Origin of the sequence: Streptomyces scabichelini (genome assembly GCF_011045015.1) — a bacterium.
Taxonomy (GTDB): domain Bacteria; phylum Actinomycetota; class Actinomycetes; order Streptomycetales; family Streptomycetaceae; genus Streptomyces; species Streptomyces scabichelini.
Map to the genome: position 1 here is coordinate 1 of NZ_JAAKZY010000161.1, position 23726 is coordinate 23726.

At 69.6% G+C, this 23726-nt stretch carries 18 protein-coding genes, 3 pseudogenes and 1 riboswitch; of the genes and pseudogenes, 15 read left to right on the forward strand and 6 right to left on the reverse strand.

Annotated elements, in window-relative coordinates; genetic code table 11:
• Positions 1-243: 243 nt before the first annotated feature.
• The gene (locus G5C60_RS36215) at positions 244-1506 is read right to left on the reverse strand and encodes a DUF2079 domain-containing protein (protein ID WP_206440412.1); all 1263 of its coding nucleotides are present in this window, start codon (positions 1504-1506) and stop codon (positions 244-246) included.
• A gap of 440 nt (positions 1507-1946) precedes the next feature.
• On the opposite strand from G5C60_RS36215, the gene mfd reads away from it, so the two are divergent.
• Complete coding sequence (gene mfd / locus G5C60_RS36220) at positions 1947-5486, forward strand: transcription-repair coupling factor (RefSeq protein ID WP_165265808.1); 3540 nt, start codon at positions 1947-1949, stop codon at positions 5484-5486.
• Between the two features lie 101 nt (positions 5487-5587).
• Here mfd and G5C60_RS36225 read toward each other — a convergent pair whose 3' ends face one another.
• Both G5C60_RS36225 and G5C60_RS36230 read right to left on the reverse strand, forming a co-directional pair.
• Positions 5588-5803 carry a hypothetical protein gene (locus G5C60_RS36225; RefSeq protein WP_241267331.1) on the reverse strand — a complete coding sequence of 72 codons (216 nt, stop codon included), beginning with the start codon at positions 5801-5803 and terminating at the stop codon, positions 5588-5590.
• 14 nt (positions 5804-5817) lie between these two features.
• Positions 5818-6033 (reverse strand): annotated as a pseudogene (locus G5C60_RS36230) (TetR-like C-terminal domain-containing protein); the annotation flags it as partial.
• A gap of 167 nt (positions 6034-6200) precedes the next feature.
• Here G5C60_RS36230 and G5C60_RS36235 point away from each other — a divergent pair.
• From G5C60_RS36235 to G5C60_RS36240, 3 genes and pseudogenes are all read left to right on the forward strand, one after another.
• Positions 6201-7421: pseudogene (locus G5C60_RS36235) on the forward strand (RNA-guided endonuclease InsQ/TnpB family protein); the annotation flags it as partial.
• A gap of 135 nt (positions 7422-7556) precedes the next feature.
• Positions 7557-7809: pseudogene (locus tag G5C60_RS52560) on the forward strand (hypothetical protein); the annotation flags it as partial.
• Positions 7810-7942: 133 nt separating this feature from the next.
• Positions 7943-8668 (forward strand): GmrSD restriction endonuclease domain-containing protein, encoded by a 726-nt coding sequence (locus tag G5C60_RS36240; RefSeq protein WP_165265838.1) that lies wholly within the window; start codon positions 7943-7945, stop codon positions 8666-8668.
• Between the two features lie 14 nt (positions 8669-8682).
• Here G5C60_RS36240 and G5C60_RS36245 read toward each other — a convergent pair whose 3' ends face one another.
• Positions 8683-9897, reverse strand: a complete 1215-nt coding sequence (locus tag G5C60_RS36245; RefSeq protein WP_241267332.1) for an MFS transporter — start codon at positions 9895-9897, stop codon at positions 8683-8685.
• Positions 9898-9911: 14 nt separating this feature from the next.
• Positions 9912-10679 carry an SDR family oxidoreductase gene (locus tag G5C60_RS36250; protein WP_165265812.1) on the reverse strand — a complete coding sequence of 256 codons (768 nt, stop codon included), beginning with the start codon at positions 10677-10679 and terminating at the stop codon, positions 9912-9914.
• Positions 10680-10735: 56 nt separating this feature from the next.
• Between G5C60_RS36250 and G5C60_RS36255 the strand changes: the two genes are divergently transcribed.
• From G5C60_RS36255 to G5C60_RS36280, 6 genes are all read left to right on the forward strand, one after another.
• The gene (locus tag G5C60_RS36255; protein ID WP_165265814.1) at positions 10736-11728 is read left to right on the forward strand and encodes an ArsR/SmtB family transcription factor; all 993 of its coding nucleotides are present in this window, start codon (positions 10736-10738) and stop codon (positions 11726-11728) included.
• A 195-nt stretch (positions 11729-11923) separates the two neighbouring features.
• Positions 11924-12667, forward strand: a complete 744-nt coding sequence (locus G5C60_RS36260; protein ID WP_165265816.1) for an N-acetyltransferase — start codon at positions 11924-11926, stop codon at positions 12665-12667.
• Positions 12668-12801: 134 nt separating this feature from the next.
• Positions 12802-13386, forward strand: coding sequence for a hypothetical protein (locus G5C60_RS36265; protein WP_165265818.1), 585 nt, complete (start codon positions 12802-12804; stop codon positions 13384-13386).
• Positions 13387-13403: 17 nt separating this feature from the next.
• Complete coding sequence (locus tag G5C60_RS36270) at positions 13404-14906, forward strand: serine/threonine-protein kinase (RefSeq protein ID WP_338146034.1); 1503 nt, start codon at positions 13404-13406, stop codon at positions 14904-14906.
• Between the two features lie 157 nt (positions 14907-15063).
• Complete coding sequence (locus tag G5C60_RS36275) at positions 15064-15711, forward strand: SurA N-terminal domain-containing protein (RefSeq protein WP_165265822.1); 648 nt, start codon at positions 15064-15066, stop codon at positions 15709-15711.
• Between the two features lie 49 nt (positions 15712-15760).
• On the forward strand, positions 15761-16735 hold the full coding sequence (locus G5C60_RS36280) for a nucleoside triphosphate pyrophosphohydrolase (RefSeq protein WP_420907445.1): 975 nt from the start codon (positions 15761-15763) through the stop codon (positions 16733-16735).
• Positions 16736-16825: 90 nt separating this feature from the next.
• Here the strand turns inward: G5C60_RS36280 and G5C60_RS36285 are convergent, their stop codons facing one another.
• Entirely contained in the window at positions 16826-18082 is a 1257-nt protein-coding gene (locus G5C60_RS36285; RefSeq protein ID WP_165265826.1) for a cytochrome P450, read from the reverse strand.
• 666 nt (positions 18083-18748) lie between these two features.
• Here G5C60_RS36285 and G5C60_RS36290 point away from each other — a divergent pair.
• The 5 genes from G5C60_RS36290 to G5C60_RS36310 all read left to right on the forward strand — a co-directional run bounded on the left by G5C60_RS36290 (position 18749) and on the right by G5C60_RS36310 (position 23619).
• On the forward strand, positions 18749-19828 hold the full coding sequence (locus G5C60_RS36290) for a LysM peptidoglycan-binding domain-containing protein (RefSeq protein ID WP_165265828.1): 1080 nt from the start codon (positions 18749-18751) through the stop codon (positions 19826-19828).
• A 205-nt stretch (positions 19829-20033) separates the two neighbouring features.
• Positions 20034-20202: riboswitch (cyclic di-AMP (ydaO/yuaA leader) on the forward strand.
• A gap of 4 nt (positions 20203-20206) precedes the next feature.
• Positions 20207-20902, forward strand: a complete 696-nt coding sequence (locus G5C60_RS36295) for a LysM peptidoglycan-binding domain-containing protein (RefSeq protein WP_165265830.1) — start codon at positions 20207-20209, stop codon at positions 20900-20902.
• 293 nt (positions 20903-21195) lie between these two features.
• Positions 21196-22482, forward strand: coding sequence for a phosphopyruvate hydratase (gene eno / locus G5C60_RS36300; RefSeq protein WP_165265832.1), 1287 nt, complete (start codon positions 21196-21198; stop codon positions 22480-22482).
• Positions 22483-22570: 88 nt separating this feature from the next.
• Positions 22571-23047 carry an FtsB family cell division protein gene (locus G5C60_RS36305; protein ID WP_165265834.1) on the forward strand — a complete coding sequence of 159 codons (477 nt, stop codon included), beginning with the start codon at positions 22571-22573 and terminating at the stop codon, positions 23045-23047.
• A gap of 47 nt (positions 23048-23094) precedes the next feature.
• Positions 23095-23619: a DUF501 domain-containing protein gene (locus G5C60_RS36310; RefSeq protein ID WP_165265836.1), complete on the forward strand. Its 525-nt coding sequence runs from the start codon at positions 23095-23097 to the stop codon at positions 23617-23619.
• Positions 23620-23726: the final 107 nt, after the last annotated feature.

Here is a 23726-nt window from a genome sequence, read left to right on the forward strand (position 1 = left end):
GTGCGGGTGGCCTGAGACCGAACCTACGCGACGGGCGTACGACGCACCGGCCCACGACCCCTCCCGCCGGTGGGAGGGAGCGGGTGGGTGACTGGCGGGGGCGTGGGAGCTGGGGCTCGTTTTTTAGCTTGGGGCTCGTCTTTTGGTCTTTTAGGGGCGCGGGGAACTGCGCGACCAGCCACGACGGCGCTGCAGCCGCCACGCAACCGAAACCCACCACCCCCGTAGGCACCCGCCCAAAGGTCACCGACGTTCGAGGAGGACGTAGCCCTTGGCGGAGCCGATGACGGTGTACTCGGCGCGGGGGTGGAGTTGCTGGGCGTACGACTCGACGTTGCGGTAGCGGCCGGAGGAGTTGTCCAGGGCTATGAAGTCAGGGTTCAGGCCACGCGTGTTGCTGATCCAGAAGACCCGGCAACGGGAGGTGAGGCGGCTGATGGGGCCGATGTTCGACTCGACGGTGGCACCGTCCGGGATGCGGGACAGCATGTTCTCGACGGCGGAGACGCGCGCGGGCACGTGATAGCCGGCGGACTCGGTCAGCGTGGACAGCGGCAGCGTGGTCGTCAGCGCGAGCGTCGCCGCGGCGACGGCGGTGGGCACGTGCAGCGTGTACGAACGCAGCCAGGGGCGCGCGCTGTGCCGGGTGGTGGCGAGCGCGTCGGCGAGGGCGAGCATGACGACCGGCATCAGGACCGCGCTGTAATGCCACTCCGTGCCCCAGTGGTGCGGGTCGGAGGAGAAGAAGCGCCAGCCGAGGGTGGGCAGGGCGATCAGGAGGAGCGGGGAACGCAGGGCCAGCAGGCCGGTGGTGGGGATCAGCAGCCAGGCGAGCGTACGGAGTTTGGTGTCGACGCCGTCGAAGGGGCCGCCTCCGTCGCTGACCTTGCTCCAGTAGTCGTAGGCGTCCGTGGTGTTGAAGGCCGGTATCACCAGGCCCATGGTGACCACCGTGGCCAGCACGCCGAAGGCCGCGACCCCGAGCGCGTACAGAGCCGTCCGGCGGGACGAGTGCCGGGACCGCAGCGCGACGACCAGGGCGAGGGCGGCCAGCGTCAGGCCCAGGTCCTCCTTGACCAGGACCAGCGGGAGGGCCCAGCACAGGGCGGCCCGCCAGCGCTGCCGCAGCATCGCCTCCAGGGCGAAGGCGATCAGCGGGACGGCGAAGCAGATCTCGTGGAAGTCGAAGTCGACGGCGCGCTGGATGCCCCACGACAGCCCGTACGCGACGCCGAGCGCGAGCCCGCGAGGCCGTCCGAGCAGCCGGGCGGCGGCCCTGGTGACCGGCACGGCGGACAGCGCCAGCAGCGCGGCCTGGGCGACGAGCAGTGTGATGGGGGAGGGGAACAGCCGGTAGACGGGGGCGAGCAGCGCGGTGATGGGGCTGAAGTGGTCGCCCAGGACGTTCGCTCCGGGTCCCTTGAGGTCCACGATCGGCACCTGGAAGTGCGCGTAGGCGCGCACGGCCTGCTCGAAGATGCCGAGGTCCCAGGATCTCGTCGCCATGCGCTGGTACCGGCCGACGGAGACGATCGCGTACGCCACGAACAGGACGGCGGCCAGGATCTCCGGATCCCGCCGGCCATCCAGAAAGCGGAGCCGGGGACCCCGATCACGGGAGGGGAGGACCGCCACCGCCCCAGCAGGGGCGGACGCGGTGGCGGTGACTCCGGGCACAGGCTGGTCCTTCGGTCGGTCGGTGGTATGTGACGGTACCTCTGTGACTGGGTGCGGCGGGGGTGCGCCCCTTCAGGGGCGCAGCCCCGGGGATGGGACGGGTAGGGGCGGCGGGGGCGAAACCAGCCAGGCCCACCCCGCGGAGCGGACCGCGGAGGTTATCCACAGGCCCGACGCCCGCGACCGCGCCGTCGTACCCTGGAACACCCCCGGCCCGTACGACGTGTCGGGCGCTCCGCGTTGCCCTCTCCTCGGATGGAAGCCCCTTCATGAGTCTGCACGGTCTGCTCGACGCCGTCGTCAAGGACGCCGCACTCACCGAAGCGGTGAAGGCCGCCACCGACGGCAACCGGACGCACGTCGACCTGGTCGGCCCACCCGCGGCCCGCCCCTTCGCGGTGGCGGCGCTGGCCCGCGAAACGGGCCGTACGGTCCTGGCGGTGACCGCCACGGGACGCGAGGCCGAGGACCTGGCGGCGGCGCTCAGGTCCCTGCTGCCCGCTGACGGAGTCGTGGAGTACCCGTCCTGGGAGACCCTCCCGCACGAACGCCTGTCGCCGCGCAGCGACACCGTGGGCCGCCGCCTCGCCGTGCTGCGCCGCCTCGCGCACCCCCGTCCCGACGACCCGGAGACCGGCCGGATCTCGGTCGTCGTCTCCCCTGTACGTTCCGTGCTCCAGCCCCAGGTCAAGGGCCTGGGTGACCTGGAGCCCGTTGCCCTGCGGAGCGGCGAGAGCGCCGACCTCGGGGACGTCGTCGAGGCGTTGGCGGCAGCGGCGTACTCCCGGGTCGAGCTCGTCGAGAAGCGCGGCGAGTTCGCCGTACGAGGCGGAATTCTCGACGTCTTCCCGCCCACCGAGGAGCACCCGCTGCGGGTCGAGTTCTGGGGCGACGACGTCGAGGAGATCCGTTACTTCAAGGTCGCCGACCAGCGGTCCCTCGAAGTCGCCGAGCACGGGCTGTGGGCGCCGCCCTGCCGTGAGCTGCTGCTGACGGACAAGGTCCGGGAGCGGGCCGCGGCGCTGGCCGAGGAGCACCCCGAGCTGGGCGAACTGCTCGGGAAGATCGCCGAGGGCATCGCCGTCGAGGGCATGGAGTCCCTGGCCCCCGTACTCGTCGACGACATGGAGCTGCTCCTCGACGTACTGCCAGAGAGCTCGATGGCTGTGGTGTGCGATCCGGAGCGGGTGCGGACGCGGGCCGCGGACCTCGTGGCGACCTCGCAGGAGTTCCTCCAGGCGTCCTGGGCGGCGACCGCGGGCGGGGGCGCGGCGCCCATCGACGTCGGCGCTGCCTCCCTGTGGTCCATCGCGGATGTACGGGACCGGGCCCGTGAGCTGGACATGATGTGGTGGTCGGTGTCGCCGTTCGCGGCGGACGAAGAGGGTGACGCGGACACGCTGAAGCTCGGCATGCACGCCCCGGAGTCGTACCGCGGCGACAGCGCCCGCGCCCTCGCCGACACCAAGGGCTGGCTCGCGGACGGCTGGCGCGCGGTGTTCGTCACCGAGGGCCACGGCCCCGCCGCCCGCACCGTCGAGGTCCTCGGCGGCGAGGGCATCGCGGCCCGCCTGGAGGCGGACCTCGCCACGCTCGCGCCCTCCGTCGTCCAGGTGGCGTGCGGTTCGATCGAGTACGGCTTCGTCGATACGGCCCTGAAGCTCGCCGTCCTCACCGAGACCGACCTCACGGGTCAGCGGGCGGCCGGCAAGGAGGGCGCGCGCATGCCCGCCCGCCGCCGCAAGTCCATCGACCCGCTGACCCTGGAGACGGGCGACTACATCGTCCACGAGCAGCACGGCGTCGGCCGCTACATCGAGATGGTCCAGCGGACCGTGCAGGGTGCGATCCGTGAGTATCTGGTCGTGGAGTACGCCCCGGCCAAGCGCGGCCAGCCCGGCGACCGGCTCTACATCCCCACCGACCAGCTGGAGCAGATCACCAAGTACGTGGGCGGGGAGGCCCCCACCCTGCATCGCCTGGGCGGCGCCGACTGGACGAAGACCAAGGCGCGCGCCAAGAAGGCCGTCAAGGAGATCGCGGCCGACCTGATCAGGCTCTACAGCGCGCGGATGGCGGCCCCGGGGCACGCGTTCGGCGCGGACACACCGTGGCAGCGCGAGCTGGAGGACGCCTTCCCGTACGTGGAGACCCCGGACCAGATGACGACGATCGCCGAGGTCAAGGAGGACATGGAGAAGACGGTCCCGATGGACCGCCTGGTCTGCGGCGACGTCGGCTACGGCAAGACGGAGATCGCGGTGCGGGCCGCCTTCAAGGCCGTGCAGGACGGCAAGCAGGTGGCGGTGCTCGTACCCACTACTTTGCTGGTGCAGCAGCACTTCGGGACGTTCGGCGAGCGCTACTCCCAGTTCCCCGTGAACGTACGGGCGTTGTCGCGCTTCCAGTCGGACACGGAGGCGAAGGCGGTCCTGGAGGGGCTGCGGGACGGTTCCGTGGATGTCGTCATCGGCACGCATCGGCTGTTCTCCGCCGAGACCAAGTTCAAGGACCTGGGGCTCGTGATCGTCGACGAGGAGCAGCGCTTCGGTGTCGAGCACAAGGAGCAGCTGAAGAAGCTGCGGGCCAATGTGGACGTACTGACGATGTCGGCGACGCCGATCCCCAGGACCCTGGAGATGGCGGTGACGGGCATCCGCGAGATGTCCACGATCACGACTCCTCCGGAGGAGCGGCACCCGGTCCTGACCTTCGTCGGGCCGTACGAGGAGAAGCAGATCGGCGCGGCGATCCGCCGCGAACTGCTGCGCGAGGGGCAGGTCTTCTACATCCACAACCGCGTCGAGTCGATCGACCGGGCGACGGCGAGGCTGAGGGAGATCGTCCCGGAGGCGCGCATCGCGACGGCCCACGGGCAGATGTCGGAACAGGCCCTGGAACAGGTCGTCGTCGACTTCTGGGAGAAGAAGTTCGACGTGCTCGTCTCGACGACGATCGTGGAGTCGGGCATCGACATCTCCAACGCCAACACGCTGATCGTGGAGCGCGGCGACAACTTCGGCCTCTCACAGCTGCATCAGCTGCGGGGGCGTGTGGGGCGCGGCCGTGAGCGGGGTTACTCGTACTTCCTCTACCCGCCCGAGAAGCCGCTGACGGAGACGGCCCACGAGCGCCTGGCGACCATCGCCCAGCACACGGAGATGGGCGCGGGCATGTACGTGGCGATGAAGGACCTGGAGATCCGAGGGGCCGGAAACCTCCTCGGCGGCGAGCAGTCGGGCCACATCGCGGGCGTCGGCTTCGACCTGTACGTACGCATGGTGGGCGAGGCGGTCGCCGACTACCGGGCGTCGTTGGACGGCGGCGACGGATCTGATGCGGAGCAGCCGCCGCTGGAGGTCAAGATCGAGCTCCCTGTCGACGCGCACGTCCCGCACGACTACGCGCCCGGCGAGCGGCTGCGCCTCCAGGCCTACCGGGCCATCGCCTCCGTCAACACGGAGGACGACATCAAGTCCGTACGCGAGGAACTCGTCGACCGCTACGGGAAGTTGCCCGAGCCGGTCGAGAACCTGCTGCTGGTGGCCGGACTCCGGATGCTCGCGCGCGCGTGCGGCGTCGGCGAGATCGTGCTCCAGGGGAACAACATCCGGTTCGCGCCGGTGGAGTTGAGGGAGTCGCAGGAGCTGCGGGTCAAGCGTCTGTACCCGGGGGTCGTCATCAAGCCCGCCGTCCACCAGGTCCTGGTGCCGCGCCCGAAGACGGCGAAGGTGGGGGGAAAGCCGTTGGTCGGGCGGGAGTTGCTGGGGTGGACGGGGGAGTTCCTGGCTTCGATCCTGGGGTCGTGAGGGGAGGGCGACTGATTTCGCCTCAGTCCTTCCAGTCCAGTTGGGACTCCGGTACGCCCACCGAGCGGGCGTACGCCTCCGCTTCGGCGCGCGCCGCCGCGTCACCGCGCGGGTAGCGGAAGACGCGGTCGGCGAAGACGACGTAGGCCTCGGTCGTGGTGCTGAAGTCGACGTACCAGCCGCCGGTCGGCCGTCGCGTTGCCGACCGCGATGCGGTGGATGGCTGTGACCTGCAGCGGGATGCCGTTCAACTCGCTGCCGACGCGCAGGCTCTCGACGATCAGGACACCGCTGAGTGCGCGGGGTGCGGGGGCCATGCGGTGCTCCAGGGTCAGTCCGACCGTGACTGGAACAGCACCCCCGTCAGCAGGCGGAAGACGTCCTCCGGGTCCTGGTCACCCACCGGGCCGTCCAGGTTGTGGCTGAGCAGGAGCGTCGCGAAGCCGTGGGCCAGGGACCAGGCGGCGACACCGGCGAGGCGGGGGTCGGGGCCGCGTCCGGAGGGCGGTACGGCGGCTACAGCGTCGCGCAGGCGCTCGCCCGCGAGGGTATTCAACTGCTACTGATTTTCTACGCATTACCGCGAACAGGCGTGTGTGCGAACGTGTTTTGCCTGGTAGCGGCGGGAAGTTCGTTCGGATGTTCTTGATGGGAACGAGTGACCTTTCCCGTCGCAGTTCGTTGTCCTGTGTGGCAATCCGATCGGGGGGATTCATGCAGCTGCGGTACGGCTTCCGTCTGTACCCGGAACCGGGCCAACGCATCGCGCTGGCCAGGGCATTCGGGTGCGCCCGGGTGGTGTTCAACGACGCGGTGCGCGCCCGCGAGGACGCCCGCGCGGCGGGAAAGCCGTTCCCCAGGGCGTCCGAGCTGTCCCAGAAACTGATCACCCAAGCCAAGCAGACTCCGGAACGCGCTTGGCTGGGCGAGGTGTCGGCGGTGGTGCTCCAGCAGTCTCTGCGGGATGTCGAGGCCGCCTACCGCAACTTTTTCGCCTCCCTGAAAGGGGAGCATAAGGGGGCGAAGGCGGGTGCGCCGAGGTTCAAGTCCCGCAAGGATTCTCGGCAGTCGATCCGGTTCACTGCGAACGCCCGCTGGTCGATCACGCCGACGGGCCGATTGAACCTGCCGAAGATCGGCCAGGTGCGGGTGAAGTGGTCTCGCACCCTGCCCGTCGCACCCTCGTCGGTCACCGTGATCAAGGACGCGGCGGGGCGGTACTTCGCCAGCTTCGTCATCGATACCGACCCGGCAGCCGATCTGGAGCGGATGCCTGCCACTGACGCGAGGGTCGGCATCGATCTGGGGCTGACGCATTTTGCGGTCCTCTCCGACGGAACGAAGATCGACTCTCCTCGGTTCCTGCGCCGGGCGGAGAAGAAACTCAAGAAGGCTCAGCGGGAGCTGTCCCGCAAACAGAAGGGATCCAAGAACCGCGAGAAGGCCCGTCTGAAGGTCGCCCGCGCCCACGCAGTGGTCGCCGACGCACGCCGGGATTTCCACCACCAGCTCTCCACACAGCTGATCCGCGAGAACCAAGCGGTCGCCGTGGAGGATTTGTCGGTGAAGGGTTTGGCGCGTACCAGGCTGGCCAAGAGCATCCACGATGCGGGCTGGTCGCAGTTCGTGGGAATGCTGGCGTACAAGGCGGCTCGGTACGGGCGGACCTTCGTCAAGATCGGACGGTTTACGCCCACCAGCCAGGTGTGCTCCACCTGCGGCTACCCGAGCGGGCCCAAACCCCTCGATGTGCGGGAATGGACCTGCATCGCATGCAAGACCGTCCACGACCGCGACCACAACGCGGCAAAGAATGTGAAACAGGCCGCCGGACTGGCGGATTCAGCCTGTGGAGCGCCGGTAAGACCAGAACTCGTTCTGGCACAGCGCGACGAAGCAGGAAGCCATGGAAGCCCGTCCGATGCCCGTGCTGCGCAGCGGCACAGCATCGAGCGAGCAGGCCAAAATCTCCCTCCTTCAGGAGGGAGAGCATGTCAACGTGAAGTACACCGAGAACCGCCCGACCAGGGCGGACCCGGGGAGGTAAGGGGAGGGAGCGCGCGTGACGCTCTGGACCAGGGGTGCCGGTGCCGCGGTCATGCTGCTCGCCGTGACCGGCTGCACCGTGGAGAGCACGGGTTCGACGGGAGGGGATGAGCCGACGCGGCCATCGGCTTCGGCCGGCTCCGGGGCATCAGCAGGCGGCGCCGCCCTCGCCGCCGTCGACTCGCTGACCGTCAAGGGGAGGGCGCCCAGGACGGGATACGACCGCGACAAGTTCGGCAGCCCTTGGGCCGACACCGACTCGAACGGCTGCGATACCTGCGTTGTCTCTGTGCTTCGCCCGGTGATTGAGGCGTTTGCGCAGCTCATGCGAGGAGTGGTGAGCTGTGCTTACTGAGAGGGACGTGAGGCACAAGGCTGTTGAGAGTGCGCGCTTCTTCCGTGCCGTGACAGTGCTGGCGGCCGCCGTGCTCCTCGTTGCGGGATGCGAGGGTCTCGGCGAAGACAACCCCCAGACGGGCTCCGGGCCGACTGCGTCGGACGGACGGGCGGTCAGTCCGCTCAAGAACCCGGACGGTACGAAACCAGGGCTCGCGCCCGTGACGACGGACGTGGACAAGGCTGGGGCTCGCAAACTCATCGGGGAGCTCTCCATGAAGGGGCGGGGACCGCAGACGGGCTACGACCGCGACGAGTTCGGCTACGCGTGGATGGACACGGCCGACGGAGTGCCGCTCGCGAGGAACGGGTGTGACACTCGAAATGATCTCATTCGTCGCGATGGTCAGAACCTTCGTTTCCGAACCGGCTCCGACTGCGTGGTCATCGCCATGACGCTGGACGACCCGTACACCGGGACGACCATCAAGTGGCGCAAGCAGAAGGCCACCGAGGTGCAGATAGATCATGTCGTGCCGCTGTCCTACAGCTGGCAGATGGGTTCGTCGCGCTGGTCGGAGAGCAAGCGCGAGCAACTCGCCAACGACGTGCTCAATCTGATGCCGGTCGAGGGGCGAGCCAACTCGGCCAAGGGCGATTCCGGACCCGCGTCCTGGCTGCCGCCCAACAAACAGATCAGGTGTGCCTACGCGGTCCGGTTCGCCCAGGTCGCCACCAAGTACGAGATGCCGGTCACCGAGCCGGACAAGCGGATGATGTTGCGCCAGTGCGGCGGTTGACGGGCACCGGAGGCTCAACAAGGGCGGATCGGCTGGTTGTCGACAGCGGCCCGTGCCCGGCCTGTTGACGCTCCAGGCCTCCGGCTGCCCAGCGCCATGATGTGGCGGGCCAGGGCGAGCACCGTAAGCAGTGCCAGGAGCGCGCACACGCCCCACCACCCGGTCTCGCCATACGTCTGTACCCCGAGCCAGGATCCCGCGCTGCCGCCCAGGTATGCGCAGGTCATGTAGGCGGTGTTGAGCCTGCTGCGGGCGTCGGCGCGCAGGGCGTAGATCCGTGCCTGGTTGGCGACCATGCCGGACTGCATGGCGATGTCGAGCAGCAGCGTGCCGGCGACCAGAGCGGCCAGCCCCGGCGCGCCGCCCAGGGCCCCGGCGGTCAGGACCGCGGCCGAGAGGAGTACCCCCAGCATGCAGACGAGGTTCATCGGGTCCGGCCCACGGCGGTCCACCAGGCGTCCGGCGAGCGGGGTGCAGATCATGGTGGCGCCGCCGACCAGGGCGAGCAGCCCTACGGCCTGGGCGCCCAGGCCGTAGGTGGGACCTGTGAGGAGGAGCGCCAGGCACGTCCACACGGCCGAGAACCCGGCGAAGACCGCCGCCTGATAGAGACAGGAGCGCCGCAGATCCGGCTCTGTGCGCAGCAGGCGCAGCGACTCGGCCAGAAGCGACGGGTACGGCTGGCACGAGGGCGGGGTGGTGACCGGCAGCGTGCGGGCCAGGATGACGGCGAGTACCAGGACCAGGACAGCGGCCACCAGATAGGGAGCCCGCCACCCCAGCCATTCGCCGAGTGCCCCGCTGAAGGCGCGGGCCAGCAGCATGCCGCCGATCGACCCGCTCAGCAAGGTGCCGAGCACCGCTCCCAGGCGGTCGGCAACCACCAGTCCGGCCGCCAGCGGGCCGACGACCTGCGCGGCCACGGTGGCGAGCCCGACGAGGGCACTGGCGGCGACGAGGAGCGGCAGGGTGGGAGCGCAGCCTGCGGCGAGCAGGCCCAAACCGGTCAGGGAGAGCAGGAAGACGAGGAACGAGCGGTCCGGGAGCCGGTCGCCGAGCGGCACCAGCAGGAACATCCCGGCCGTGTAACCGACCTGGGTGGCGGTCACGGCCAGGGAGGCCGAATCGAGAGACGTATACAGCCTTGCGGCAACCAAGGGGGTGATCGCCTGCGGAAAGTAGACGTTGCCCACGGCCACCGCGCAGGTCACGGCCAGTAGCAGGGTCATCCGGCGGCTCATTCTCAGTCCACCGGTCCGCCGGCGACATAAATGACCTGGCCGGAGACGAACCCCGCCTCGGGGCTCACCAGGAAGGACGCGGTGTGGGCGATGTCCTCCGGCTCGCCCACCCGCCCGACCGGGATGGACTGCGCCGCGCTACGCCGGTACTCGTCGAAGTCGCGGCCGAGGCGTCGGGCGGACGCTCTGGTCATGTCGCTCACGACGAAGCCGGGGGCGATGGCGTTGGCCGTGATGCCATGCCGTCCGAGTTGGAGGGCGAGCGACTTGGTGAAACCGATCAGACCGGCCTTCGCGCTGCCGTAGTCGACGCGAGCGGCGTCGCCGACCGCCGAGATGCTCGACATGTTGACGATGCGTCCCCAGCCGGCCGCGATCATGTGCGGGCAGATGGCGCGAGTGGCGAGGAACGGGCCGCGCAGATTGATCCCGGTAACTGTGTCCCACTGCTGCGTGGTCATCTCGAGGAGCTCGGCGCGGGGGCCGACGCCGGCGTTGTTGACCAGTACCGTCGGCGGCCCCAACTCGGCGGTGATCCGGGCGACGGCCTCGGTGACCGCGGCCTCGTCGGCGACGTCGGCGGCAACAGCGAGGGCCGACCCGCCCGCGCTCGCGATGGCCTCCAGCGTGCCGGCGCAGTCCGCCTCGTCCAGGTCGATCACGCCGACCGCCAGGCCGTCGGCCGCCAGACGCCTGGCCACCGCGGCGCCGATGCCCCGTGCGGCGCCGGTGACAATCGCCGTACGGCGCTCATGAGTTGTGTGTGTCATGGGCGGAAGTCCACGGCATCGACGTTCCGCCGCCAATCGATGTAGCGTATGGCTTAATGATCAGGTTCGTGCTCGGTGTTGAGGACCTCGCGGACACGCGCTTCGTGCTCTCGCCCTTGCACGAAACCCTGTTCAGCCTGCGGGTGCTCCAGGATCCGGGCCTGTCTGCGCTACACCTGCCCTGGCGCAGGTCCGTGCTCGGCAGACTCGGCACGCTCGACACCGGTCTGCTGATGTCCCTGGTCGCCCAGCGGCGCACCATCCCCGACTTCCTGACCCCGAATCCCACGGACTTCGCACCGGCCTTCGAGGAGGAACTCGCCGTCGTCCGCCGGACCTGCCCCGCCCAGGTCCGCCACGACCTGCTGCTCGCGCACGCACCGGACCCGCTCCCCGCCGCCCTGCGCGACGCCCTGGCCGACGACCTGAGCGTCGCCGGACTTCGCGACGCCATCTGCGAGGTCCTGCGGCAGTATTGGGAGGCGGCCATCGAGCCGATGTGGCGGCAGATGCGACTGGTGCTGGAAGCCGACATGACCTACCGCGCCCGGCAACTCGCCCTGGGAGGCGCCCGGCTGCTGTTCGCCGATATGCACCCGAACCTGCGCTGGCGGGACGGCGAGCTGTACATCGACAAGATGATCAGCAGGCACCGCGTGACGGCCTCCGGCCGGGGGCTGCTGCTCCTGCCATCGGTGTTCGCGCACAAGCCCGCGCCCCCCGTCAGCCCGGACGAGCCACCGAGTCTCGTCTATCCCAGCCGGGGAGTGGCCACCCTGTGGGACGAGACTCCACTCCCCGACAGCGCCGCCCTGGCGTCCCTGTTCGGCGCATCCCGAGCAAGACTCCTCAACCTCCTCGAGGAGCCGCTGCCCACGGTGGAGCTCGCCCGCCGCCTCAGGGTGACCCCCAGCGCCGTCTCCCAGCACTTGCGCGTCCTGCACGCGACGGGGCTCGTCACCCGGGCGCGCAACGGACGCCAGGTCCTGTACCGCCGCAGCTGCCTTGGCGACCAACTCGCGGCCGGCCCCGGCCCCAGCAATGGCTGACCTCAGGAGAAGGGCCCCGTCGGCATGCTCGCCGTTGGCTGGAACCGAAGGGGACCGGGCAGACGAAGAGGCCGAAGACCGCCATGGAGCGGGTGCTGGCCGGCTGCCCGGAGCAGCGGCTTCCGGCGGGTGGCAATCCGACGCGGGCGCCAGAACGGTTCCATGCGGGCTGAGTTGCCGCCTACGGTGTCCGGCATGGAGCTGAAGGTGTCCAGCCTCGCCGAGCGCCCCGAGATGCACGAGAAGGTGGTCGGCATGGCCGACACCTGGCCCGAGTTCATCCGCCACGACCCCATCGGCGACACGCACTACGACCGGATAGCCACCGAGCTGCCGGAGTACGCGCTCTTCGCGGAGGACGAGCACGGAGAAGTGGTCGCCCACGCCTACAGCGTGCCCTTCGCGCTGGCGGACGAGGGCCGCGGCGAGCTGCCGGCGCGGGGCTGGGACCAGGTGCTGGTCTGGGCGTTCGCCGACCTGCGACGCGGGGCCCGGCCCGACATGGTGAGCGCGATCTCGATCGTCATCGCCCCGCACGCCCAGGGCGGCGGCCTGTCGGCCCGGATGCTCGCGGCGATGCGCGACAACGCCCGGACGCACGGTTTCCGCGAGGTCGTCGCCCCGGTGCGCCCCAGCGCGAAGCACCTGGAGCCGCGTACGCCGATGGAGGAGTACGCCTTCCGCACGCGCGGCGACGGGCTCCCGCACGACCCGTGGCTGCGCGTCCATGTCCGCGCGGGCGCCACCATCCACGCGGTGGCACCGGCCTCGATGGCCGTGGCGGCCTCGCTCGACGAGTGGCGGCAGTGGACGGGGCTGCCGTTCGACGAAGAAGGCCTCGTCGAGGTGCCCGGCGCGCTGGTACCGGTGCACTGCGAGCCGGGGCGGGGGTACGCGGTGTACGTCGAGCCCAACGTGTGGGTGCGGCACGCACTGTGACGCCACGCTCGCGCGGCGGGCCAAGTGAGCGGCGTTACAACGGTTCGGTACAACCAGGGACCGTTGTCCTTGTCGGCAGATACGCTCATTCCCACATTCGTACGTCTGCTGTCATCAGGTCTTCAGGAGCAGCCATGCACGGCCACGGCTACGCGCCGCCACCGCCGCGTCGACCCTCGACCGGGGTCCTGGTCGTGTTGCGTGTGATCTTCGTGGCGATGCCGCTTCTGAGCATCGGGTTCCTCGCCTGGACCGCGCCGCTGCGAGCCGCCATCGCGACCCGCAGGAAGCGCGACTGGTGGGTCTTCATGGGCTCTATCGCGATCACGGCCTTCGTCTTCTTCCTGCTCGCCTCGGACACCACCGACGACTTCAGCAGTCCGAACGGCGAAATGGGCATGATCCTCCTGCTGCTCCATGCCGTGGCGTGCGTCAGCTGGTTTCTGTACGTGGACATCCGCCACTTCGACCAGCCCCATTTCAGGTCCTACATACCGCCTGGGCACCCGACGGCCGGCTACGGCTACCAGCAGGCCCCGCCGCCGTACGGCGTCACACATCCCGGGACCCCCGTGCCCCAGCCCCCCGCGTCCCAGCAGCCTCCCGTTCCGTCGGCTCCGCCCCAGCCGCAGCGGCCCGCGCCCGCCCGGATCGACCAGGTGCGCGCCGAGCTGGACGAGCTCAGTGACTATCTCCGCAAGCACGAGGACGACAGGTGACCGTGGCGTCGGGACGTGTGATCACCGGCCGCTACGAACTCTCCACGCTCATCGGCCAGGGCGGCATGGGCCAGGTGTGGACCGCGTACGACCAGCGCCTGGACCGGCGCGTCGCGGTCAAGCTGCTGCGCCCCGACAAGGTCGCGGGCCAGGACGCCGACGAACTGCGCCGCCGCTTCGTGCGCGAGTGCCGTGTCACCGCCCAGGTCGACCACCCCGGCCTGGTCACGGTCCATGACGCGGGCACCGAGGGCGAGGAGCTGTTCCTCGTCATGCAGTACGTCGACGGCGTCGACCTCGCCGGCCACCACGCCGAGCACACCCCGTACCCCTGGCAGTGGGCCGTCGCGGTCGCCGCCCAGCTGTGCGCCGTGCTGTCCGCGGTGCATGCCGTCCCGATCGTGCACCGCGACCTCAAACCGCGGAACGTGATGGTGAAGCAGGACGGCATGGTCACCGTCCTCGACCTCGGCGTCGCCTCCGTCATGGACACGGACACGACCCGCCTCACACACACCGGCTCGCCCATCGGCAGCCCCGCCTACATGGCGCCCGAGCAGGCGATGGGCGGCGCGGTCGGCCCGTACACGGACCTCTACGCGCTCGGCGTGCTGCTGCACGAACTCCTCAGCGGAGACGTGCCGTTCTCGGGCTCCACCGTCCTCGGCGTGCTCCACCGGCACCTGTACGAACTGCCGGTTCCGGTACGCCGGCTGCGCCCCGAAGTCCCCGAGCCCCTCGAAGCCCTCGTACTGCACCTGCTCGCCAAGGACCCGCAGCACCGCCCGGCCTCCGCGCAGGAGACGTACGAGAAGCTGCTCCCGCTGCTCCCCGCACGCGGCATCCCGACCGGCGGCCCTCTCGACCCGACGCGCCCCTTCTTGCGTCCGCACGCCCCCTGGCCCGACCGCGCCCGCACCCCCGCGGCGCAGCCGCAGGCCACCCCCGCCGTGGAGAAACCCGATGTCGCGGGCGCCGTCGACGAGGTCAAACGCCTCCTCGGCGAGGGCCGCATCACCCAGGCCGTCGACATCCTCGGCTCGATCCTCCCGACCGCGGCCGAACAGCACGGCGAGCACTCACCCGTCGTCCGCACCCTGCGCAAGCAGTACGCGGCCACGCTGATGGACGACGGCCAGTTCCGCCGCGCCCTGCCCGAGCTGCGCCGCCTCGCCGACGAGCGCGCCGCCGAGGCCGGCCGGGCCGACCCGCAGTCACTGCGCTTCCGCTACGAGGCCGCCCAGTGCCTGGAACAACTCGGCGAACCCGCGGCCGCGCTCGCGGAGTACCGCTCCCTGCTGCCGTACTACGAGAACCAGTACGTGGCCGGCGACCCCGAGCTCTCCTACGACGTACGCCGCCGCATCGGCCACCTCCTGCTCGCCCTCGGCGACCGCGGCGCCGCCCACGAGACCCTGTCCCGGCTGCTGCTCGACGTGGAGCGACTGCAGGGACCGGGGAATCCGATGGCGGGCGAGATCCGGCGGACGCTGCAGTGGCTGGGGCAGGTACGCGGATAGAGGGCCGGATCCCCGCGAGAGCGGAGTGCTGAGGAATCGGTACCTCAAGTCTCGGCGAATCGTTGGTCGAATGGGTGGCCGAGAGCTGGGCCCATGCTTACCATCGATCACCGCAAGACTTTGTGCACCGTCGCACAAGCTCCCACAGGAGGTCTCCTTGCACCGCCGCCGTCGCACCGCGCTCCTCCTCGCCGCCACGCTCGCCACCGCGGCCCCCCTCCTCACCGCCTGCGGAGACGACGCGCATCCCGGTGCCGCGGCCGTCGTCGGCGGCGACCGGATCACGGTCTCCCAGCTGGAGAACCGGGTGGACGAGGTGCGCAGCGCGCAGCGGGCCGCCATCACGGACGACACCCAGTACGCGCAGGCCATCTCCAAGTCCGGCGGCCTCACCCGCGAGATCCTGAACGGCATGGTCCTCGACCGCGTGCTGCACCGCGCCGCCCAGGACGAGGGCGTGACCGTCTCCCGCAAGGAGGTCACGCGCACACGCGCCCGCCTGGAGGACCAGACCGGCGGCGCGAAGGCCCTGGAGAACGCCTGGCTGCAGCAGTACGGCGTACCGCCCGAGCGACTTGACGACAACCTCCGCCTGCAGCTCGAGGCCCAGAAGCTGGCCGCCGGGCTCGGCACCGACACCAGCGGGCCGGCGTTCTGGAAGGCCCTGTCCGACGCCTCCAGGAAACTCGACGTCGACCTGAACCCGCGCTACGGCACCTGGGACGTCGAGAAGAGCAGCCGCGCCGACGCCAAGCTGCCGTGGCTGCGCGAGGTCACACAGGCGGGGAGCCAGGAGACGGCGTAGCCGTCAGGGCCCTCAGGGCTGTCAGGTGGATGACCTTGTTGTCAGTGGCGTGGGTTACGTTCGATGGGTGAACGCATCCAGCCCGGGGCGCATCGTCCTGCTCACCACCAGCCACCGCGTCGCGCCCGGACTCCTGTCCTGGCCCGCCTGGCAGGCGCTGCACGGCGCCGACCGCGTCCTGTGCGCGGACGGCGCACACCCCCAGCTGCCGTATCTGCGCGAGGCCGGCGTCAAGGTCGACGAGGCCGCGCCGACCGCCGAGGAACTCGTCGACGCCTGCGCGGGCGGCCGCACGGTGACCGTCGTCGCCACGGGCGAGGGCGAACCGATGCTGACCGACGGGCTGGCCCGCCTGGCCGGCTCCGGACGCGTCCAGATGCCCGACCTCGAACTGCTCCCCGCCTCGTACGACCTCCCCGGCGCCCGGCTCCTCGACCTCGTCCAGGTCATGGACCGCATCCGCGCCGAGTGCCCCTGGTCGTCCCAGCAGACCCACCAGGGCCTCGCGAAATACGGCATCGAGGAGGCGTACGAACTCGTCGAGGCGATCGAGGAGGGCGACCGCCACGAGCTGCGGGAGGAGCTGGGCGACGTCCTGCTCCAGGTCGTCTTCCACGCGCGCATCGCCGAGGAGGACCCCGAAGAGCCCTTCTCCATAGACGACGTGGCGGGCGGCATCGTCACCAAGCTCATCCACCGCCATCCGCACGTCTTCGGCGACGAGACGGCCACGACGCCCGAGGAGGTCAAGGAGCACTGGCTGCGCACCAAGGCCGTGGAGAAGCAGCGGACGTCCGTCACGGAGGGCATCCCGCTCGGCCAGCCGGGCCTGGCACTCGCCGCCAAGCTCGCATCGCGCGTGCGCACGGCGGGACTTGAGGTTCCACTGCCACCGGGCGAGGGCGTCGGCTACGAACTGCTCACGATGGCCGTACGCGCCGAGGCGGAGGGCGTCGATCCGGAGGCGGCACTGCGGGCCGCTGCGCGGGCGTACCGGGATGCGATACGGGCGACGGAGGGCTGACGCCGACGGGGGACCGTGAGTCGCCTGTTCCGTGTGAGCGCGTCTCAGCGAGCCGAACCATTGCTATGGGGCGGGGCTGATCCACACATCTCAGGAGGCCGTGAACTCCACGGGGAGGTTCCGAAGCCCCCGCATGATGAGGCCGCCTCGCCAGCGCAGGTCCGCGGGATCGGCAGCAAGCCGAAGATCAGGCAGGCGGCGCAGCAAGGTGGCCAGCGCGGTGCGGCCTTCCAGGCGGGCGAGTGGGGCGCCGAGGCAGTAGTGGATGCCATGTCCGTAGCCAAGGTGCTGGTTGTCCCGGCGGGAGAGGTCGAGTGTGTCCGGCTCGTCGAAACGGGCGGGATCACGGTCGGCAGCGGCGAGGACCACGAGCACGGGATCACCGGAAGCGATTCGTTGTCCGCCGATTTCGAGGGACTCGGTTGCGTAGCGCCAGGTAGCCAGTTCGACAGGGCCGTCGTAACGGAGAAGCTCTTCGACGGCGGTGTCGAGAAGTTCCTGTCCGCCAAGTTCCATCGATTTCTGTAGCTGCGCCCGCTGCTTTGGGTTGCGCAGCAGTGCGTACGTGCCGTTGCCGATCAAGTTAATAGTGGTCTCAAAGCCAGCGAACAGTAGTACGAAACACATGGCTGCAGCCTCGTTCTCGGTGAGATGCTCGCCGTGGTCGGAGGCGCGGATCAGCCCGGAGATGAGATCTTCGCCGGGACCAGGGGTGTCGGGGAGCGCCTCCCGTTTGCGGTGGATCAGCTCGGCGAGATAGCCGCGCATCTTCTTCACGGACCGCGCGACACCGCCTCTCGGTCCTCCCCCATGCCGGATCATCATCCCCGCCCAGTCCCGGAAGTCGTCTTGGTCCTCGCGGGGGACGCCGAGCAGGTCGCAGATGGCGTAGATGGGGAGGGGGAACGCGAACTCATGGATGAGGTCGGCGGAGCCCTTGTCGGCGAACTGGTCGATGAGGCGGTCGGTCAGCTCCTGGACGCGGGGCTCGAATTCGGCCACGCGGCGGGGTGTGAACGCCTTGGAGACGAGCCGCCGGAGCCGGGTGTGGTCCGGCGGATCGATGTTGAGCAGGTGGGTCATGAGGTTGGCACTGCGCTCGCCGGGGATACCCGTCTTGCTCTTGCCCTGGGCGTCTTCGGAATGATGCACGGGATTCTTGGAGAGCCGCTGGTCGGCGAGCGCCTGCTTGGCGTCCGTGTACCGGGTCACGAGCCATGCCTCGACACCGCTGGGGAGCGTGGTGCGGTGCACGGGCGAATGCTCACGGAGCCACGCGTAGGCGGGGTAGGGATCGGTGGCGAACTCCCAGGTGAAGAGTTCGGGTTCGATATGGGGGGCGTTCACAAGGTGACGGTATCCGGAGTCGCGTTGCGTGGATGAGGACAACAATCTGTGCAATTCCCCTTCAATTGCACAGATCGACAGGTACGGTTCCCCACACGGCACCGGCCCCAGAGCGCTTGTAGCAGCGCAAAGGAGCCGGATCCTTCCCGGCGGTGCACCAACACTCCGGGAACGGAACAGTCTCGGAGGAGTCAACTACCTGTCGCTAAAGCGGCGGGCTTGCACAACGGGCATCACTGGGCGTGATGCTGCGTTTGCGTCCAGCCCCAGCCCCGGGTTTCCGGGATGGGGCAGGGGCCGTTGACTGGGCCCCGCGTCGCCACAACTGCCACGCGCGGGCGCGGATGTTGCGGGAGCTTCCCCCACTCTCGGCTTCGCTCGAGCGGGAGGCGCCCCCATCGGTCTGCGTGATCAACGAATCCGCAGGACCGGCACGCGAACCAGGCCTGCGAGACCCGGTTCGCCTTGTCGATGTGCCCGGAATCTGCTGACGATCCCGCAGCTCAAACCTGACAGGGCATCAGATCTGTGATCTTCACGTGATCTACGCTGCATCGACTTGTGACAAGCGTTCGAGTCCGACTAGGTTCACGCGAAGCGGGCCTCACCTGTCCCTTTGGTCACATCCCCGTGCAGTCAGACCTCCGTCACGCGAAAGGCAATCGCATGTTCTCCGGGAACGGTCGACACCGTCGCCCCCGTCAGGCGCCGGCTCTCTTCGTCGCGGCAGGGGTGACCGGATCGGCCATCGCGATTCCCCTGCTCGGGGCGACCGGCGCGAGCGCCGCCAGTGGCACGACCTGGGACGCGGTCGCGGAGTGCGAGAGTGGCGGCGCGTGGAGCGCCGACTCCGGCAACGGGGAGTACGGCGGCCTTCAGGTGACCCAGGAGGAGTGGGAGCAGTACGGCGGCCTCGACTACGCGATGAGCGCCGACCAGGCCAGCCGCTCCCAGCAGATAGCCGTCGCCGAGAAGATCCTCGCGGACCAGGGCACCAGCGCGTGGCCGACCTGTGGACTCGTCGCGGGTCTGACGCAGAACTCCGACTCGGCCGATGTCGACACCGGTGTGGTGGACGACTCGGCCACGCCCACCCCCACACCGTCCACTGATTCGGGCTCGGGTTTGGGCTTGGATTCGGGTCTGGGTGTGGATTCGGGTTCGGATTCGAATTCGGATTCTGGTCAGGCGTCAAGTGATGGCTCCACGAAGGCCGATTCGGGCGACGCGTCTGATACGTCCGGTACATCCGGTACATCCAGCGACTCAGGTTCGTCCGATACATCCGATACGCCTGAGTCGTCCACCGGTGCGTCGCAGGACTCCGACAGCGGCGCCGGTGCCGACACTCCGAGCCCCGACAGTTCGCCCACAGACTCGACGAATAGCGACGAGTCGGACAACTCCGGCCAGAACGGCGACGCTTCGAGCGGCGCTGAGGCAGGTGCAGGCGCAGGCGCAGACGCCGGTACCGGCCGTCATCGCGGTGGAAGCGCCGGAGAAGACGCCGCGGCCTCCCGTACGGACGACTCCGCCGGCCGTCACGCCTCGCGCGGTGACGACGCCTCCCGCGGCGCGGTCGCGGGCTCGTACACGGTCCGTTCCGGAGACAGTCTCTGGGCGATCGCGGACTCCCTTGGCCTGCAAGGCGGATGGTCCGAGCTCTACGCCGAGAACGAGACGACCGTCGGTTCCGACCCGGACCTCATTCTCCCCGGTCAGCGCCTCGAACTCGGCACAGGCTGAACGGTGACAGAGCCGCCGAATCAGCCGAAAAGTGGCGGCAGTTCGGGCCGAATGTCCCCTTTGGTGAAAGTGAGAGATGGATCTCAAAGGCCCTGATCGTCTTTGAAATTCCGCGGATCGCGTGTCTACGGTCGTGACCGCTCGCCACAGCGGGCCCCGACGGTTGTCACGCCGAATCCTGCCAACGGCCGTACGGGAACAGTCGTCGCGTCAAGCGCCGTAGGCAGGAGCGGGGGACCCAAGGTAAGTGCCGGGCCCGGTCACCGAGACCAGGTACGGCTTGGGGTGAAGCCGCGTGACCAAGGTCGCGCGGCCGGGCAACTCACCAGGCCCGAACCCGACAGCTCACCTCGTAGGCGTCGGTGAGGGGATCACTTCATGCTGCTTTCCGGCAAGGGCAAGCACCGTCGCCCGAACAAGGCCACCCGCATTGCCACGCTCGCCGGTGTCACCGGTGCCGCCATCGCCGCCCCGCTGATGGCGACCGGCTCGGCCTCCGCCGCCACGGCCTCCGAGTGGGACGCCGTCGCCCAGTGCGAGTCGGGCGGCAACTGGTCCATCAACACGGGCAACGGCTACTACGGCGGCCTCCAGTTCTCGGCCTCCACGTGGGCCGGGTACGGCGGCACGAAGTACGCCGCCACCGCCAACCAGGCCTCCAAGGCCCAGCAGATCGAGATAGCCGAGAAGGTCCTCGCGGGCCAGGGCAAGGGTGCCTGGCCGGTCTGCGGCAAGGGTCTGTCCGGCGCCGCGTACAACGGCGGCGGGTCCTCGGGCTCCGATGCCGCTCAGCAGAACACCCAGCAGTCGCAGCAGCAGAGTGCGCCGGCCCAGCAGGAGCGCGCCTCCCGCTCGCAGGAGCGTCCGGCCGCCAAGAAGACCGTCACCACCCCGACCGGCAAGAAGGTCAAGAAGGGCGACGGCGAGTACAAGGTCGTCAAGGGTGACACCCTCAGCGAGATCGCCGCGGAGCACGACGTCAAGGGCGGCTGGCAGAAGCTGTTCAAGCTGAACGACGACATCGTCGACAGCGCGGACATGATCTACCCGGGCCAGCAGCTGCACCTCAGCTGACACTGAGCCCCCGGCTCCGCTGCACCTGAGCCCCGGCTCGGCTGAAGCACAGCCCCCAGAGCGGCTGAAGTCGAGCCCCCAGCAGTCCCGTCCCGGTGCGTCTTCCCCCGTACGCACTGGGACGGGACTTTTTGTTCCGTTCGGAAACAATTTACTCTCGGTTCTGTCCACGGGAGGGCCGAGCGGATGGCCGATCGCCCGGAGCCGGTTAGGCTCGTCATCGCGGAGCCGCCACGGCTCTGTGCAGTGGCGGGCCCAGCGGCCCGCGTACCCGCGTCACATCCCAGAAGGAGATGCTCGTGCCGTCCATCGACGTCGTCGTAGCCCGGGAAATCCTGGACTCCCGAGGCAATCCCACGGTCGAGGTCGAGGTCGGCCTCGACGACGGCAGCACGGGTCGTGCCGCCGTCCCGTCCGGCGCCTCCACGGGCGCCTTCGAGGCTGTCGAACTCCGCGACGGAGACGCCAACCGCTACCTCGGCAAGGGCGTGGAGAAGGCCGTCCTCGCCGTCATCGAGCAGCTCGGTCCCGAGCTCGTCGGCTACGACGCCACCGAGCAGCGGCTGATCGACCAGGCCATGATCGACCTGGACGCCACCGACAACAAGGGCTCGCTCGGCGCCAACGCCATCCTCGGTGTCTCCCTCGCCGTCGCGCACTCCGCCTCCGAGGCCAGCGACCTCCCGCTCTTCCGCTACCTGGGCGGTCCGAACGCGCACCTGCTGCCCGTTCCGATGATGAACATCCTGAACGGCGGCTCGCACGCCGACTCGAACGTCGACATCCAGGAGTTCATGATCGCCCCGATCGGCGCGGAGTCCTTCTCCGAGGCCCTGCGCTGGGGCGCCGAGGTCTACCACACCCTCAAGAAGGTGCTGAAGGCCAAGGGACTGTCCACCGGCCTCGGCGACGAGGGCGGCTTCGCTCCGAACCTGGAGTCCAACCGCGCCGCCCTCGACCTCATCCTCGAGGCGATCAAGGAAGCCGGCTACACCCCCGGCGAGCAGGTCGCCCTCGCGCTCGACGTCGCCGCCTCCGAGTTCTACAAGGACGGCACGTACGTCTTCGAGGGCAAGGAGCGCACCGCCGCGGAGATGACGGAGTACTACGAGGAGCTCGTCGCCTCGTACCCGCTCGTCTCCATCGAGGACCCGCTGTTCGAGGACGACTGGGCCGGCTGGAAGGTCATCACCGAGAAGATCGGTGACAAGGTCCAGATCGTGGGCGACGACCTCTTCGTCACCAACCCGGAGCGCCTGGCCCGCGGCATCGAGGAGGGCTCCGCCAACGCCCTGCTGGTCAAGGTCAACCAGATCGGCTCGCTGACCGAGACCCTGGACGCCGTGGAGCTCGCCCAGCGCAACGGCTTCAAGTGCATGATGTCCCACCGCTCCGGCGAGACCGAGGACGTCACGATCGCCGACCTCGCCGTCGCCACCAACTGCGGCCAGATCAAGACCGGCGCCCCGGCCCGTTCGGACCGCGTCGCCAAGTACAACCAGCTGCTGCGCATCGAGGAGATCCTCGACGACGCGGCGGTGTACGCGGGCCGTTCGGCGTTCCCCCGCTTCAAGGGCTGACCTCTCTGTAGGCACCTCCTTGCCTACGTCCCCGTACGCGGTCCCGTACCGTGTGCGGGGACGTACGCGTGGGTGAAGGGGAGGCGTGATGGCCGTGAAGGACCGGGACCGGTTCTCCACCGCGACCAGGCTGCGGCTGCTCGGTGAGCAGACGGCGGCCCGCGTCTACCGCTCCCAGACCAAGCGCCAGGCCCGCCGCTCCCGGCTGACCGGCCGGGCCGCACTCCTCGCCCTCGTCCTGTGCACCCTCGTAGTGGCCCTCGCGTACCCGACACGGCAGTACGTCTCCCAGCGCGCCGAGATCGCCGATCTCGAGCGGCAGCGGGAGCAGGCCCGTGAGCGGGTCGAGCAGCTGCGCGACCTCAAGGCACGCTGGCAGGACGACGCGTACGCCGAGCAGCAGATCCGGGAGCGGCTGCACTATGTGATGCCGGGCGAGACCGGCTACATCGTGATCGACCCCGGCGCGGCGAAGAAGTCGCGTACGGACCGGACGGCGGCCGACCGCCTCTGGTACGCCAACGTCTGGGACGGCGTCGACAAGGCCGACCGCGCGGACCAGTGAAGCGGACCAGTGAACTGGATGAGCAAGACAAGCTGAGAAAGACAGGCATGGAAAAGCCCCCGCCTTCCACCCCGCGTACCGAGCCCACCGACGCGGACGTCGAGGCCTTCAAGCAGCAGCTCGGCCGGCCGCCGCGCGGGCTGCGCGCGATCGCGCATCGTTGCCCCTGCGGGCAGCCGGACGTGGTCGAGACGGCGCCGCGGCTGCCCGACGGCACGCCGTTCCCGACGACGTACTACCTGACGTGTCCGCGGGCCGCTTCCGCGATCGGCACGCTCGAGGCGAACGGCGTCATGAAGGAGATGACGGAGCGCTTGGCCTCGGATCCGGAGCTGGCCGCCGCGTACCGGGCCGCGCACGAGGACTACATCGCGCGGCGCGACGCCATCGAGGTCCTGGAGGGCTTCCCCAGTGCGGGCGGCATGCCGGACCGGGTGAAGTGCCTGCACGTTCTGGTGGCGCACTCGCTGGCCGCGGGGCCGGGGGTGAACCCGCTGGGCGACGAGGCCATTGAGATGCTGCCGGAGTGGTGGCGGAAGGGGGCGTGCGTGGTGCCTCCGGCCGAGGGCTGATCTCGCGCCCCAGGATCTTTGCAGCCCAGGCCCGCGCCAATCAGCCCGTCCGGCGTTTGAGGACGAGGCCGTTCAGGCCGATACGGGGGCCTGGGGGCGGAGCCCCC

Excerpts from the sequence above, each read along its gene's own strand:
- G5C60_RS36215 (WP_206440412.1), bottom strand. The coding sequence starts at position 1,506 with ATGGCGACGAGATCCTGGGACCTCGGCATCTTCGAGCAGGCCGTGCGC.
- mfd (WP_165265808.1), top strand. The coding sequence starts at position 1,947 with ATGAGTCTGCACGGTCTGCTCGACGCCGTCGTCAAGGACGCCGCACTC.
- G5C60_RS36225 (WP_241267331.1), bottom strand. The coding sequence starts at position 5,803 with ATGGCCCCCGCACCCCGCGCACTCAGCGGTGTCCTGATCGTCGAGAGC.
- G5C60_RS36245 (WP_241267332.1), bottom strand. The coding sequence starts at position 9,897 with ATGACCCTGCTACTGGCCGTGACCTGCGCGGTGGCCGTGGGCAACGTC.
- G5C60_RS36250 (WP_165265812.1), bottom strand. The coding sequence starts at position 10,679 with ATGACACACACAACTCATGAGCGCCGTACGGCGATTGTCACCGGCGCC.
- G5C60_RS36255 (WP_165265814.1), top strand. The coding sequence starts at position 10,736 with ATGATCAGGTTCGTGCTCGGTGTTGAGGACCTCGCGGACACGCGCTTC.
- G5C60_RS36260 (WP_165265816.1), top strand. The coding sequence starts at position 11,924 with ATGGAGCTGAAGGTGTCCAGCCTCGCCGAGCGCCCCGAGATGCACGAG.
- G5C60_RS36265 (WP_165265818.1), top strand. The coding sequence starts at position 12,802 with ATGCACGGCCACGGCTACGCGCCGCCACCGCCGCGTCGACCCTCGACC.
- G5C60_RS36290 (WP_165265828.1), top strand. The coding sequence starts at position 18,749 with ATGTTCTCCGGGAACGGTCGACACCGTCGCCCCCGTCAGGCGCCGGCT.
- G5C60_RS36295 (WP_165265830.1), top strand. The coding sequence starts at position 20,207 with ATGCTGCTTTCCGGCAAGGGCAAGCACCGTCGCCCGAACAAGGCCACC.
- eno (WP_165265832.1), top strand. The coding sequence starts at position 21,196 with ATGCTCGTGCCGTCCATCGACGTCGTCGTAGCCCGGGAAATCCTGGAC.
- G5C60_RS36305 (WP_165265834.1), top strand. The coding sequence starts at position 22,571 with ATGGCCGTGAAGGACCGGGACCGGTTCTCCACCGCGACCAGGCTGCGG.
- G5C60_RS36310 (WP_165265836.1), top strand. The coding sequence starts at position 23,095 with ATGGAAAAGCCCCCGCCTTCCACCCCGCGTACCGAGCCCACCGACGCG.